This window comes from Rhizobium anhuiense bv. trifolii, from assembly GCF_024346605.1.
Classification (GTDB): domain Bacteria; phylum Pseudomonadota; class Alphaproteobacteria; order Rhizobiales; family Rhizobiaceae; genus Rhizobium; species Rhizobium anhuiense.
The window spans coordinates 1,425,759-1,437,860 of the sequence record NZ_CP098803.1 but is presented as its reverse complement, the minus strand read 5'-3'; the positions used below and the strand labels follow the sequence as shown (position 1 = coordinate 1,437,860).

The following is a 12,102-nucleotide window of genomic DNA, read 5'->3' as shown; positions in this document are numbered from 1 at the left end:
AAGGTAGATCAAAGCCATGAGCAACCTTTTGACGACGTCCGACGAGATCCTGGCTTCCGCCCGCGCACTGATCATGACCGGAGGCTATAACGGCTTCAGCTATGCCGATATCGCTGCCGTCGTCGGGATTCGCAAGGCCAGCATCCATCACCATTTTCCGAGCAAAACCGACCTGGTGCGCACGCTTGTCGTGCGATATCGCGAAGATGCCGAGGCGGGTATCGCCGGCCTCGAGCAGCAGGTGCGGGATCCGCTGGCGCTTCTCCAGGCCTATGCCGGCCACTGGGCCCAGTGCATCGAGGACGCCAGCAGGCCTTTTTGCGTCTGCGCCCTGCTGGCGAGCGAACTGCCGGCGCTGCCGCCGGAGGTCGCGGCCGAGGTCAAGGCGTTTTTCCGTTTTGCTTCGACATGGCTGACCTCGGTGATGGAACGAGGCTTGAAGGACGGGAGCTTGAGACTGTCGAGCGAACCGCGCGTCGAGGCTGAAGCCTTCATGGCCTCCGTCCATGGCGCCATGCTGTCAGCCCGGGCTTATGGGGCTCCGGAGATCTTCGCCACCATTCTGGCGCCCACCTTGCAGCGCCTGTCTCCGACCGCCACTCGATAAGATCTCCGGCGACATAAGCCCGGAGCGACTCCTATGACCAGTGAAACTACCAACTAGTAGGAAGACAAAATGACCAGAGCTATTCTCCCCGCCAATGATCAAACCACCATCGCATCTGGCGATCGGGAACAGTGGCTGACGCGCTACTATGTCTCGCGCGCAGCCTTTTCCGCAATCTGGGTGGCGGCGGCCTTGACGGTCGGGCGCCAGTCGCCTGCCCTCGCGGCGGGTTTGCTGATCCTCTATCCGGCCTGGGATGCCGCTGCCAACCTGGTCGACGCAGCCCGCAATGGCGGCCTGGCAAACAACCGCAGCCAGGCGGTCAACGTCATCGTCAGCGCGGTGACGACAGCTGCCGTGATCGTCGCGCTGACGATGAGCATGAACTGGGTTCTCGGCGTCTTTGGCCTGTGGGCCATCTTTTCCGGCCTGCTGCAGCTTACAACCGCTGTCCGGCGCTGGAAGACCGATGGCGGCCAGTGGGCCATGGTCCTCAGCGGCGGTCAATCCGCGGTGGCGGGCGCCTTCTTCATCGCCCAGGCACGCATGCCGGAACCGCCGTCCATTGCCAATATCGCCGGATATGCCAGCCTCGGCGCCTTATACTTCCTGGTTTCGGCCGTCTGGCGGAGCGTCACGCAGATGCGGCGGAAGCGGGCCTGAGCCGTCATGCCCGCTGCTGATGGCGGCCAGAGTCGATCCTCGGAACAGGACCGGGATAGACGGAGCGCGGGGTGACCGTCCGTGTCGTTCACACCTGCGCCCCGCCGCTATTCCAGAATGACGACAGCTTCGACCTCGAAGAGCATGGGGTCGATCGCCAGCTTGGGAACGGGGATCAGCGTCTGCGCCGGCAGGGTTTCGCCGAACATGTCCTTGACGTTCCTGGTCAACACCTCAAGCTTGGACATGTCATGATCGACCACGAAAACCGTGAGCTTGGCGACCTGATCCGGCCTGGCGCCGAGCCCCTCGAGAGCGGTGCGCAGATTTGCGTAAGCCTGCTTCACCTGGACGGCGAAGTCGGGCGATAAGGTTCCCGTCCCGTCCTGGCCGCCCTGCCCGGAGATATAGGCGAGCCTGGCGTCGCGGGGCACGATCACCGCCGTGCTGTAGCCATTCGGCGTCGGGTCGTAGAGGTTTTTCGGATTGACGATCTCAAGCTTGAGATCCTTCGCATTGGCTGTCGTCGCAGTGGGAATTGCCATGGTCATGATGATGAACCCTCCGATAAGCAGATGATTGATTGCGCGTGACATGATTTTCTTTCGGGATCTGGGGATTGCGAGGAACGACCCTCGCGGCCAGCAGGATTGAATGACTCGTACAATGTACGATTCAATGTCATCGTACGCTGTACGAGTCAATCGGTCAGGATCGACATTCCTGGCATTGTCGGTTTAGATCGGCGTTCTGATCACTGGGGAAAACGGATGGCAGCCAAACGCAGCGGCGCTGAGAGCAAACAGTCTCGACGGACGGTCGCCTCACCCCGGCCCGGGCCGGAGCCGCGCGGCGAAGCGCCCCTCTCGCTGGAACGGATCGTGGCGAGCGCGGTGGAACTGCTGGACGCCGAAGGCCTCGACGGCTTGAAGATGCGCCGGCTCGCCGATCGCCTCGGCGCGGGCGCGATGAGCCTCTATTGGCACGTCGGCAACAAGGAGGCGGTCTTCGATCTGGCGCTCGACGCGGTGCTCGAATATCGCCGGCCGCCTGAAATCGTCGCGCCCCAGGACTGGCGCGGGGAAATCATCCATATGCTCGAAGACTGGCGCGCCGGCATGCTGCGCCATCCCTGGTCGGCATCGCTTTTGCCGCGCCGGGCGCTCGGCCCGAACATCCTCAGCCGCCTGGAACTGCTGGGCAAGACCCTGTCCAAAGCCGGTGTCGCCGACGCGGATTTGAACGTCGCGATATGGTCGCTCTGGAACTATGTGATCGGCGCCACCATCACCCGGGCGAACTTCGAGCTCTCGGACGACGACAGGGCCGCCGCGCAGCAGCGCCTGACGGATCTCAGCCAACACTATCCGACAATCGAACGTTCCCGCCTGCTGCTCGACAATGATTGGGACGGCGCCTTCCGCAAAGGCCTCGATTTCCTGCTCGACGGCCTGGCTCCGAGACAATGAGCATTCGTCATCATCACCGCCGGATCCAGTCGGCGGAAGCGCGCAGGCACCCATCACCGGGTCATGTCGATTGCGGGCCTGCAACGGCAACTGTCGACGCACTACGGCGGTAAAGTCGAACTTCGTGCCGGCTTCGCTCAGCTTTGCCAGACCCCAAAGGCCGGCCTCGGGACCGGCCCCGGCACGGCCGTCACAATCAACCACCGGGAAAGCGCCGGTTTGCGAACCGACATTTCTACGGCCGCGTAGGAACCGATTGGCTTCCCAAGCGCTACACTAGCGGAGCCCCACGAGGTTCACACTCCAATTTGGCCGAGTGAGCGATGAAAAATGGCAAGGCGGTCGTCCTGGTCGTCGAAGACAGCACGATCATTCGGATGGGTGCCGTCGATCTGGTGCTCTCTGCGGGATACGAAGCGCTGGAGGCGCGTGATGCGGACGAGGCAATTCGCATCCTTGAGTCGCGAAACGATGTCGATCTGGTCTTCACCGATGTTCAGATGCCCGGCACGATGGATGGCATCAAGCTATCTCATTACATCAGGGATCGGTGGCCGCCCGTCAGGTTGATTGTTGCATCCGGCGAAGCCATCCTCGAAGAAAGCAGCCTCCCCACCGGCAGCCGGTTTTTCTCCAAACCCTACGACAACCACGTGATTACCGACGCAATGGCCCATCTGCTGTCGATCGGGAATGATGAGTGGATAAATTAAGTGTTTCCTCCCCCGCAAGCCAGCGTTCGGATGCCGGCTGAATGCAAGGAGCAGCGCTGCGGCGGTTGAGCTTGCTCGGCCTGCGGGCTCAGACTTCCACAAAGAGGCCCGGACTGGTGCCTCGGCCGGTGACGACAGCAGATTTGCCGGCGAGGACTCCCGGCAACAGCCACACGGCCAGCAAAATTGCAACGAGTTTACGGATGGGACGCTTCACCCTAGTTCTTGATGACATTGATGTTGACGGTAACGTCCTTGATGGTTCCCTCCCCGTAGGACACTCTCACCTTATACATGTCACGTCCAAAATATCCGCTCTTTGAAGTATAGTATTCCGACACGCCGAGAGACTTCCTGGAGTTGCATTTATCGCGAATGCCGTCTCTATAATTGGGAAAAATATTCTCTTTGACGAAATCAACCGAGCCATGCGCCGGGGCTTGCACCAATTTTATCTTGGCAATCGTCGCAACGGTGCAGTTTGCATTCAAATTGTAGGACTGGCCCATTTTTGTCCGCTCCCCACTCAGAGCTCGGCTATGATCCTCAGACATAGCGATACCGTTCTTAATGGTAACGCATCCAGACAGACCTAAAATTATGGAAAGCACAGAAATCGAAATAAGATTTTCTTTGAAAAATCGCACACCCAGCATTTCGTTTTTCATCTCATAGTTTTATTAATATCGCCATTCACCTTATTCAATCAGCAGCTTATTGCAATGGTACGGGCTTACACCGCGCCCGCTCCATGGTCTCCTCGCCACCGAGAAAGACTGCCCCCGGCGACGTCGGAAACAGCCCTCTCGCAAAGCCCTACGGACAGCGCCTATGTTCGACTTTGATCCGCTCTATTCGACGCCTCAGGTCGAGGCTGTCGAACAGTTCATCAGCAAGCACTATCCGCTTGCCGGGCCGATTTCCTGCCGATTGCTTCAACGCGGCTTGAACGATGTGTATCTCGTCGTCGGCGGCAACGGCGAGCATTATGTCTTCCGGCTTTCCCACCGCCGCGCGCGCGGTCCAGCCGACGTCAAGACCGAAACGGCATTTCTGGCGCACCTTTTGCAATCGGGCGTTCCGGTCGCAGCGTCCCTTCCGACACGCGAGGGCGCGATGTTCGTTCAGGGATACGCGCCAGAGGGTGCCCGCCACGGCGTGCTCTTCCGGGCGATCGACGGCCGCAAACCGTCTGCAATGGATGCCGGCGATGCCTCGGCCAACGGCAGGACGCTTGCCCTGATGCACAATGCCGCCGAGACATTTTCGCCGGATGAAGCGCTCTATCGGCTTGACCTCGAACACTTGCTGCATCGCCCACTCGCCCGAATACGCGATAGCGGCATCGTGGAAGACGCCGAGGTCCGCAGCGATCTTGAGAACATCGCCGCGCGAACCGCAAAGGCAATCGAAGCCTTCGCCGATCTGACCTGGACTCATTGCCATGGGGATTGCCACGGCTTCAATGCGCGTATCAACGATGCCGGTGAAGCCATATTTTTCGACTTTGACGACGGCGGTCGGGGATACCTCGCTTACGACCTGTCGGTCTTCCTGTGGGCGCAAGTATCCTTTGGCCGGAAATCGACCGCCATGTGGGACGTATTCCTCGAAGGCTATCGAGCCGTCCGGCCGATCACTCCGGATGACTTCGAAGCCGCCCTTCGCTTTGTGATCGTCCGCCACATCTGGCTGATGGGCGAATATGCAAGCCGGGCGCAGGAATGGGGAAGCGAGACTGTCGGCTGGATTGCGCGGGAAGCGCATTTCCTCAGGACGTGGGAGACCGAGCAATTTGTCGATCGTCTCTTCTGAATTCAGTCACGGCTGGTCGCTACGACGCAATTCGCGGCGCGCGCTATGACACGGAACTGCCGCGCCTCAAGCCGCGCGTGAGCGCGACCCGAGAGCGTGATGAAGGCGGCCGGGCGGGCCGCCTCGGCTCCATCAGGCCGTACGTCTGACCATTCTGGCAACGGCGATCAGGATGCAGGCTCCGATGAAGCCCGCGATCAGATAACCCAGCCAGCCGCCCAGGGCGACGCCGAAGAGCGACAGGATAAAGTTGGCGACGATGGCGCCGACAATACCGAGTATGATGTTCATGAGCACGCCCATGTTGCTCTTCATGAGCAATTCGGCGAGCCAGCCGGCAATGCCGCCGATGATGATTGCGGCGATCCAGCCGATACCTGCATTTTCCATAGCAATTCCCCATTGTGAAATACGCCGGCTATCGCGTCTCGCAGGTCGAGCTAAACCGATTGCCAAGCGACAAGACTATAACCTTCGGCGGCGCCAGTTGGTTCCATAAGCCCCCGCCCCCAGGAGGTCATGTGCGCCTCGCGATCTGATTCAGTCACCTGTCGGCCGCGGGCCAATCGTTGGAAGGTTCCTCTATCACCTCGTCGTCCGCGGGATCGGGGTCGCGCTCGAGGGCTGCGCGCAGATTGCCGATCTCCTTGATGATCGCATCGAAGACGTCCTGCTGCCTGGCCCCGGCCTCAACGCAGTCGTCGACGAGATGCTCCAGCTTGGCGCGAAGCCCGACTTTCCAGTTACTTTTGTTCATGGCCTTCTCCTCCTCTGTCCGACAGTTCCCACCGCCGTTGATAGGCGGGCGGCGGCTTCCGCCTGGCGTTTCGTTGCACATCGCCGCTGTTCCTGACATCGATCGGCGGCGTCGACGATCCGCATTCATCCCGCTTTCTTGCGGACGCTTCGGCCTTTGACGTGGCGCGGCTTGTCGCCGTCGTCCAAGGAACGGCGGGAAACTATTGGCGCCCGGTGCGCCTGAAGCCGCTCCTCCCCCATCACCTTACCAATCGGTAAGTTGTGGCCAAGCCGTCCTCTCGGCTAAATCTCGCCATCCAGGCAAGTCGGGAACGATCGGGCTGATGCGAATCCTGCTTATCGAGGACGATACGAAGACGTCCGATTATATCGCCAAGGGCTTCTCCGAGGCAGGGCATGTCTGTGACGTGTTCGGCGACGGCCGCGACGGACTGTTTCAGGCGCAGCGCGAGGCCTATGACGTCATCGTGGTCGATCGCATGCTTCCGGGCCTCGACGGGTTGGCGATCGTGCGTTCACTTAGGGCTGCCAAGGTCGGCACACCGGCGCTGTTCCTGACGTCGATCGGCGGCGTCGACGATCGGGTCGAGGGGCTGGAGGCGGGCGGCGACGATTATCTGGTCAAACCCTTCGCCTTCTCCGAGCTTCTGGCGCGCGTCAATGCGCTTGGCCGCCGCCCGCCGGTGCAGGAGCAGCGGACGGTGCTGAAGGTTGCCGATCTCGAGCTCGATCTGATCCGCCGGGAGGCCCGCCGCGCCGGGCAGATGATCGAGCTGCAGCCGCGCGAATTCACCCTGCTCGAGGTGCTGATGCGCGGCGAAGGCCGGGTCATCACCAAGACCATGCTGCTGGAACGGGTCTGGGATTTCCACTTCGATCCGAAGACCAGCGTCGTCGAGACCCATATCAGCCGGCTGAGAGCCAAGGTCGACAAGCCGTTTGAGGCCCCGCTTCTGCACACCGTCCGCAACACCGGATACAGCCTGCATGCGCCTCGAACAGGATGATTTCAGGCCCATCCTGTTCGCAATTTAAAGAGTAAGAGCATGATGTCGTCCGAAAGCCGCGCACACTTTTCGGCATCATGCTCCAGCCTGCGCAGGAGCACGCCGTTCCGGCTTGCCGTCACCTTCGGCGTGCTGTTCGTCGTCGCCTTCATCTTGAGCGGCACGATCATCTATCACATGCTGCGCCTCGGCCTTGCGCGCGATCTCGAACAGTCGCTGGGCGAGATGAATTCGCTGATCGTCTCGACCTACGAACCCAATGACACCGAGGATCTGGTCAACACGCTGAACAATTATGCGAGCTTCCAATCGACCTCCGACGGGCTTTATTCGCTAACCGATGCAGGCGGGCGCAAACTTGCCGGCAATTTCGCCGCACCCCGCATCCCGAACGGCGTCTATACCGTCACCTCCAGGGATGTCGGGCTGAAGGGGCACGAACGCTATCGGATGCAGGTGTCGACCGTCGGCCCCTACAGCCTGGTGGTGGCGGAAAACTTCAACGATGTCGACGAGATGCTGCGGATCGTGCTGGTGAGCTTCGAATGGGCCGCCGCGATCGTCGTGGCGACGGCGATCGGCGGCGGCGTCTTTCTTGCCGTTCGTGCCCAGGCGCGGCTGGACCGGGTCGCCCTTACGATGAACGACGTCTCGCACGGCGCGCTCGACGCCCGCATTGCCATCAGCGGCAACGGCGACGATCTCGATATGGTGGCGCTCCAGATCAACGCGGCGCTGGAGCGGCTGCAGAGATTGGTCGAGAGCATGCGGCAGGTGAGTGCCGATATCGCCCACGATCTGAAGACGCCGCTCAACCGGTTGCGCCTGACGCTGGATGCCGCGGTGGCTGGAAATGACCGGCAGGCGGATGTTTCGGCTCTGCTTGACGAAGCGAGACACGAGAGCGACCGGATCAACGCCACCTTCGAGGCGCTGCTGCGCATTTCCCAGATCGAGGCCGGCGCCCGCAAGGAGCGTTTCCAGGCGACCGACATCGATGCCGTGCTGGCCGTGATTTCCGAAGTCTATGTCGATGTCGCGGAAGATGCGCGCCAGTCCTTGACGATCGCGGAGCGCTGTCCCGCGCTCATTTGGGGCGACCGCGATCTGTTGACGCAGATGATCGCCAACCTGGTGGAAAACGCGATCAACCACTGCCCGGCCGGAACCGACATCACGGTTTCGCTCCGCCGCCAGGGCGGCCGCGCCGTCCTCTCGGTCGCCGATAGCGGCCCCGGCATTCCCGCTGGCGAAAGGGACAAGGTCTTCCGGCGTCTCTACCGGCTCGACAAGAGCCGCACGACACCGGGAAGCGGCCTCGGACTCAGCCTCGTCAAGGCCATCGCCGAGCTGCATTCGGCTGATATCACCATGGCGGACAATCATCCCGGCCTCATCGTTTCGATCGGCTTCCCGCTAATGCCGGGGGAGCGGTTCTGACCGCTCATCCCCGGGGGAGCGGTTCTAGTCGCTCATCCCCGGGGGAGCGGTTCTAGCCGCTCATCCCCGGGGGAGCGGTTCTAGTCGCTCATCCCCGGGGGAGCGGTTCTAACCGCTCACCCTCCAAGCCGCGAGACGGCGCAAGCGGCGCGCAAACCGGCGCATTTCAGCGGCCGTGCGATAGGGCAGGACGCTCCATGGCCGGCGGCGGCCAAGCCGGTAGGTCGACAGCCCTGCCTGTATCTGGGAACAGGGATCCGCCCTTTGGCTCACCGGCGCCGGGTCGACGAAGCAGGCGCTCAGCCCTTCATCGAACTCCAGATCGAAGGCGAGATCATAGGGCAGGCACATGGGCAGAAGCGCACCGGCAATCCACCCGGCCGCCTTGCGATTGATCAGATAGGCGCCGGACCCCTTCTCGCGGGTGAGCGCGATGGCAAGCGAGCGCGACGCGGTCAGCGGCTCCACCTTGTGCTTTTTCCCGGAACTGACGGTGGACAGACGCAGGATGTCCCAGCGCGCCTGATGCTCGAGGGCGGCGTCGATCAGCTCGGCCAGATCGTCATCGAAATCGAGATCGTCTTCCAGAATGAGCGCGAACTCGGCATCGTCGGCAAGGAAGCGCCTGGCGCATTCGACATGGCTGAGATAGCAGCCGATCTCGAAAGGGTTCGGCCGGCGGCCGTGCCGGCTGAGATAGGCCGCTTCGTCGAAGCCCGGATGCGGCAGGCTTAGGCCCGCGCCATCGACCGCCGCCACACGCTCGAAGGCAAGGCCGACGCTTGCCAGCAGGCGCTCCATTCGAAACCTGCGCAATGGCGCACGGTCGAGATTGATCAGGTAGGTGTTGACCCGCAGGCTGACCGGATGAATGGCCGGCATAAGGGTGGCAGGCGCGGCGCGCATATTCATGAGAGAGCTACCTCGACTTGGCAATGACGGCGCCAAGCCTGCGCTCCAAACCTCACGGGGACCTCGCCCCAGCTATACATTTTCGTAAAGTGGCCGGCAGAGTGCCCAGGCCTGCATTCTTACGGATTGGTATAGTCCCGGCAAAGGACGCGTAAGAATGCCGCGCTACCAGCTCTCTTGCGACACGCAGCGGGCACTTCCCTTCCCCCGATCAGAATGCAACCAACGCGCCTTCGATGACGATAGCGACCCACTGCGTGCCGCACCGGATGATCCTTGGCTTGAGCACGCCGCTCAGCGCCCTCACCCACCACAGACGGAGACCAACGATGAAACCACGTGCCAGATTGCTGCCCCTGCTTGCCGGAGCTGCCATTCTCGCCTGCTCGGCCGGAACAAGCTTTGCCGCCACGGTGATCAATGTCACGGAAGATGGAGAGGGCGGCGGGGCGATGTCGCTGAAGCTCGACCCGCCAACGGTGAAAGCCGGCCCCGCGACCTTCGCAGTCCACAACGATGCGATGACCGAGCAGCATGAAATGGTCGTCGTTCGCCTGAAATCCCCGGACCTGCCCATCCCGGTCAACGCCACAAAGAATCGCATCGATGAATCGAAGCTGAAAAGCCTGGGCGAGGTTTCCGATCTGAAACCAGGCGCCAGCGGCAAGCTGAACGCCAGGCTGACGCCGGGGACCTACCTGCTCTTCTGCAACATGAAGGGCCACTACGAAGCCGGGATGCAAGCCAGGCTGACGGTTACGCCGTAGGGCGTGCGACTGCCCGCTCGGCGGCGAACAGCTCTCGCCGCCGAGCAGCGAACCGCAGGAAAGGCCAGCGCCAGACGATGAAGGAACCGCTCCCGCCTCATTCGCCGGCATAGATTCCCTCTTGGCGCGGCCCGTCCGATTTGCAGGCCTCTGATGGCGGGCGGCCTGCCGCAGACATGACAAAACGCGCTTTTTGCGCTACTACTTGACGCCGAAAATGATTGTCAGCCAGGGGGAGCGCCATGACCTCGTATGACTCTGACAAGGCCGCCAAACTTCATCGCGAATTGCATAGCCACCTTCCGCCGGCACCGGCGTTGCGTCTGAAGGCCCTGGAAACGGTTCTGACCGAAAAGGGCTTTCTCGGTGCCGATGCTGTCGACATGTGGCTCGACAACTATTCAGAGAATGTCGGGCCGATGAACGGCGCCAAGGTGATTGCACATGCCTGGACGGATCAAGCCTTCGCCGATCGGCTGGCGGGGAATGCGATCTCTGCTTTTGCAGAGGTGGTGCCAAGCGTCGAGCCGGATTACAATCTGCGCGCAGTCTTCAACACGCCGGATGTTCACAACCTGATCGTCTGCACCCTGTGCTCCTGCTATCCGCTCGGCATCCTCGGCATGTCGCCTTCCTGGTATAAATCGACCGAGTACAGGGCGCGTGCCGTCCGCAATCCTCGTGGCGTCCTGCAGGAGTTCGGCATCGTGTTGCCGGAATCCGTAGAGATCAGGGTATGGGATTCAACATCCGATCGTCGTTACATGGTCATTCCGCAGCGGCCCGACGGGACCGAAGGCTGGTCGGAAGAGCAGCTTGCCACGCTCGTCACCCGCAACTCGATGATCGGCACGGCCAGGGATCTCGCGCCGAGGGCCAGTTGATGGATACTATCCACGATCTCGGCGGCAGACAGGGATTTGGGCCGGTTTTACACCAGTTCGATGATGACCAGCGCATGTTTCCTGAAGAATGGAAAGCACGTGTCTGGGCGATTGCGATGATGTCGATGTCGAAACTCAGCCAGCAAGAAACCGGATGGACGCTCGACTGGTATCGCCACGTTCTGGAACGGTTGCCGCCCGACCTCTATCTCCGCTTCGACTATTTCGAAAAGTGGATGCTGGCAATGATGGTCACGGCGATCGATGAAGGCATTGCAGATGTCCAGGAATTCGTGGACGGGCATGCAAGGTCTGCGACGATGCAGTTGCGCCATATGCCGCCGCAGGCAGAGAGCGCGAAAACCATTGATTCCTTCAAACCCGGCGACAAGGTCCTCGCCAAGCGAGACAGCGGTTCGATGCACACCCGTTTGCCATCCTACGTGCGAGGGCGCCGCGGTATCGTCGAAAGCGTGACAGGGCCGCAGCCTCTGCCGGATCTTTCCGCGACCGGCAGAATTTCCATCGAGCAGACCTACGCGGTTCGCTTCGATATGAAGGAGCTTTGGCCCGAAGCGGCTGACAGCCGCGACGTGCTGCTGATCGACATGTGGGAGAGCTACCTTGACCCGGCCTGAGATTTCCCGTGCTTGTCTTCGATCTCGCGACCGAAATCCTGCCTTCCAGGAGCAATGGCATGCGCAAGTCGTCGCGATTGTCGAACTGCTGCTCGCTTCGGGAAAACTGGACCCGGAGGACTGGTCGCAAACCCTGGGCGCGGAGCTCGAAAAGCGCGCACGCGCTGGTGAGACCGACGACGATGCGACCTATTACGGGGCGTTCAAGGCGGCCCTCGAACTTGTTCTCGATCGTACCGGAATAGCGTCTTATTCGGAAGTGGATCGGCGCGAGAGCGCATGGCGTCAAGCCTATCTCAGCACGCCTCATGGCAGGCCGGTGACGCTCCCAGGCTAATGCACCGAGGCCGAGACCTGAGTTCAAACTTTGCCGACGCAGCCAACTCTGACTATACAGCTCGATCGGGCAAACTCCTGCCCCTCAGGCA

16 protein-coding genes and 1 pseudogene are annotated in these 12,102 nt (G+C 61.4%); 12 read left to right on the top strand and 5 right to left on the bottom strand.

What is annotated here, in order from left to right; translation table 11 throughout:
• Positions 1-16 precede the first annotated feature (16 nt).
• Together NE851_RS15605 and NE851_RS15600 are read left to right on the top strand one after the other, a co-directional pair.
• Positions 17-607 (top strand): TetR/AcrR family transcriptional regulator, encoded by a 591-nt coding sequence (locus tag NE851_RS15605; RefSeq protein ID WP_047614076.1) that lies wholly within the window; start codon positions 17-19, stop codon positions 605-607.
• Between the two features lie 69 nt (positions 608-676).
• Positions 677-1,270 (top strand): DUF308 domain-containing protein, encoded by a 594-nt coding sequence (locus NE851_RS15600; protein ID WP_097542783.1) that lies wholly within the window; start codon positions 677-679, stop codon positions 1,268-1,270.
• A 107-nt stretch (positions 1,271-1,377) separates the two neighbouring features.
• Here NE851_RS15600 and NE851_RS15595 read toward each other — a convergent pair whose 3' ends face one another.
• Positions 1,378-1,866 (bottom strand): RidA family protein, encoded by a 489-nt coding sequence (locus tag NE851_RS15595; protein ID WP_168333915.1) that lies wholly within the window; start codon positions 1,864-1,866, stop codon positions 1,378-1,380.
• A 174-nt stretch (positions 1,867-2,040) separates the two neighbouring features.
• Between NE851_RS15595 and NE851_RS15590 the strand changes: the two genes are divergently transcribed.
• The 3 genes and pseudogenes from NE851_RS15590 to NE851_RS15580 all read left to right on the top strand — a co-directional run bounded on the left by NE851_RS15590 (position 2,041) and on the right by NE851_RS15580 (position 3,452).
• Positions 2,041-2,739 carry a TetR/AcrR family transcriptional regulator gene (locus tag NE851_RS15590; protein WP_168333916.1) on the top strand — a complete coding sequence of 233 codons (699 nt, stop codon included), beginning with the start codon at positions 2,041-2,043 and terminating at the stop codon, positions 2,737-2,739.
• Positions 2,740-2,756: 17 nt separating this feature from the next.
• A pseudogene (locus NE851_RS15585) lies at positions 2,757-2,988 on the top strand (histidine kinase); the annotation flags it as partial.
• 74 nt (positions 2,989-3,062) lie between these two features.
• A complete protein-coding gene (locus NE851_RS15580; RefSeq protein ID WP_168333917.1) occupies positions 3,063-3,452 on the top strand; it encodes a response regulator in 390 nt (129 codons plus the stop codon).
• A gap of 218 nt (positions 3,453-3,670) precedes the next feature.
• Here NE851_RS15580 and NE851_RS15575 read toward each other — a convergent pair whose 3' ends face one another.
• The gene (locus NE851_RS15575; RefSeq protein WP_373289072.1) at positions 3,671-4,120 is read right to left on the bottom strand and encodes a hypothetical protein; all 450 of its coding nucleotides are present in this window, start codon (positions 4,118-4,120) and stop codon (positions 3,671-3,673) included.
• 163 nt (positions 4,121-4,283) lie between these two features.
• Between NE851_RS15575 and NE851_RS15570 the strand changes: the two genes are divergently transcribed.
• Positions 4,284-5,267, top strand: coding sequence for a phosphotransferase enzyme family protein (locus NE851_RS15570; RefSeq protein ID WP_168333918.1), 984 nt, complete (start codon positions 4,284-4,286; stop codon positions 5,265-5,267).
• A 132-nt stretch (positions 5,268-5,399) separates the two neighbouring features.
• Here the strand turns inward: NE851_RS15570 and NE851_RS15565 are convergent, their stop codons facing one another.
• Both NE851_RS15565 and NE851_RS15560 read right to left on the bottom strand, forming a co-directional pair.
• Positions 5,400-5,657 carry a GlsB/YeaQ/YmgE family stress response membrane protein gene (locus NE851_RS15565; RefSeq protein ID WP_047614066.1) on the bottom strand — a complete coding sequence of 86 codons (258 nt, stop codon included), beginning with the start codon at positions 5,655-5,657 and terminating at the stop codon, positions 5,400-5,402.
• A 154-nt stretch (positions 5,658-5,811) separates the two neighbouring features.
• Complete coding sequence (locus NE851_RS15560) at positions 5,812-6,024, bottom strand: hypothetical protein (protein WP_168333919.1); 213 nt, start codon at positions 6,022-6,024, stop codon at positions 5,812-5,814.
• A gap of 325 nt (positions 6,025-6,349) precedes the next feature.
• Between NE851_RS15560 and NE851_RS15555 the strand changes: the two genes are divergently transcribed.
• Positions 6,350-7,033, top strand: coding sequence for a winged helix-turn-helix domain-containing protein (locus tag NE851_RS15555; protein ID WP_047614064.1), 684 nt, complete (start codon positions 6,350-6,352; stop codon positions 7,031-7,033).
• 39 nt (positions 7,034-7,072) lie between these two features.
• Positions 7,073-8,473 (top strand): HAMP domain-containing sensor histidine kinase, encoded by a 1,401-nt coding sequence (locus NE851_RS15550; protein ID WP_168333920.1) that lies wholly within the window; start codon positions 7,073-7,075, stop codon positions 8,471-8,473.
• Positions 8,474-8,581: 108 nt separating this feature from the next.
• On the opposite strand, the gene NE851_RS15545 is transcribed toward NE851_RS15550, so the two are convergent.
• Positions 8,582-9,385, bottom strand: a complete 804-nt coding sequence (locus NE851_RS15545) for a glycosyltransferase family 25 protein (protein ID WP_168333921.1) — start codon at positions 9,383-9,385, stop codon at positions 8,582-8,584.
• A 329-nt stretch (positions 9,386-9,714) separates the two neighbouring features.
• On the opposite strand from NE851_RS15545, the gene NE851_RS15540 reads away from it, so the two are divergent.
• The 4 genes from NE851_RS15540 to NE851_RS15525 all read left to right on the top strand — a co-directional run bounded on the left by NE851_RS15540 (position 9,715) and on the right by NE851_RS15525 (position 12,011).
• Positions 9,715-10,152 (top strand): copper resistance protein, encoded by a 438-nt coding sequence (locus NE851_RS15540; RefSeq protein WP_047614059.1) that lies wholly within the window; start codon positions 9,715-9,717, stop codon positions 10,150-10,152.
• 242 nt (positions 10,153-10,394) lie between these two features.
• Positions 10,395-11,036, top strand: coding sequence for a nitrile hydratase subunit alpha (gene nthA, locus NE851_RS15535; protein ID WP_097542788.1), 642 nt, complete (start codon positions 10,395-10,397; stop codon positions 11,034-11,036).
• The gene (nthB, locus tag NE851_RS15530; protein ID WP_097542789.1) at positions 11,036-11,674 is read left to right on the top strand and encodes a nitrile hydratase subunit beta; all 639 of its coding nucleotides are present in this window, start codon (positions 11,036-11,038) and stop codon (positions 11,672-11,674) included. The genes nthA and nthB overlap by 1 nt, the downstream gene beginning before the upstream one ends.
• Positions 11,661-12,011, top strand: coding sequence for a hypothetical protein (locus tag NE851_RS15525; RefSeq protein WP_168333922.1), 351 nt, complete (start codon positions 11,661-11,663; stop codon positions 12,009-12,011). The genes nthB and NE851_RS15525 overlap by 14 nt, the downstream gene beginning before the upstream one ends.
• Positions 12,012-12,102 lie beyond the last annotated feature (91 nt).

Excerpts from the sequence above, each read along its gene's own strand:
- NE851_RS15545 (WP_168333921.1), bottom strand. The coding sequence starts at position 9,385 with ATGAATATGCGCGCCGCGCCTGCCACCCTTATGCCGGCCATTCATCCG.
- NE851_RS15570 (WP_168333918.1), top strand. The coding sequence starts at position 4,284 with ATGTTCGACTTTGATCCGCTCTATTCGACGCCTCAGGTCGAGGCTGTC.
- NE851_RS15600 (WP_097542783.1), top strand. The coding sequence starts at position 677 with ATGACCAGAGCTATTCTCCCCGCCAATGATCAAACCACCATCGCATCT.
- NE851_RS15540 (WP_047614059.1), top strand. The coding sequence starts at position 9,715 with ATGAAACCACGTGCCAGATTGCTGCCCCTGCTTGCCGGAGCTGCCATT.
- nthA (WP_097542788.1), top strand. The coding sequence starts at position 10,395 with ATGACCTCGTATGACTCTGACAAGGCCGCCAAACTTCATCGCGAATTG.
- NE851_RS15560 (WP_168333919.1), bottom strand. The coding sequence starts at position 6,024 with ATGAACAAAAGTAACTGGAAAGTCGGGCTTCGCGCCAAGCTGGAGCAT.
- nthB (WP_097542789.1), top strand. The coding sequence starts at position 11,036 with ATGGATACTATCCACGATCTCGGCGGCAGACAGGGATTTGGGCCGGTT.
- NE851_RS15605 (WP_047614076.1), top strand. The coding sequence starts at position 17 with ATGAGCAACCTTTTGACGACGTCCGACGAGATCCTGGCTTCCGCCCGC.
- NE851_RS15555 (WP_047614064.1), top strand. The coding sequence starts at position 6,350 with ATGCGAATCCTGCTTATCGAGGACGATACGAAGACGTCCGATTATATC.
- NE851_RS15575 (WP_373289072.1), bottom strand. The coding sequence starts at position 4,120 with ATGAAAAACGAAATGCTGGGTGTGCGATTTTTCAAAGAAAATCTTATT.
- NE851_RS15580 (WP_168333917.1), top strand. The coding sequence starts at position 3,063 with ATGAAAAATGGCAAGGCGGTCGTCCTGGTCGTCGAAGACAGCACGATC.
- NE851_RS15590 (WP_168333916.1), top strand. The coding sequence starts at position 2,041 with ATGGCAGCCAAACGCAGCGGCGCTGAGAGCAAACAGTCTCGACGGACG.
- NE851_RS15565 (WP_047614066.1), bottom strand. The coding sequence starts at position 5,657 with ATGGAAAATGCAGGTATCGGCTGGATCGCCGCAATCATCATCGGCGGC.
- NE851_RS15550 (WP_168333920.1), top strand. The coding sequence starts at position 7,073 with ATGATGTCGTCCGAAAGCCGCGCACACTTTTCGGCATCATGCTCCAGC.
- NE851_RS15595 (WP_168333915.1), bottom strand. The coding sequence starts at position 1,866 with ATGTCACGCGCAATCAATCATCTGCTTATCGGAGGGTTCATCATCATG.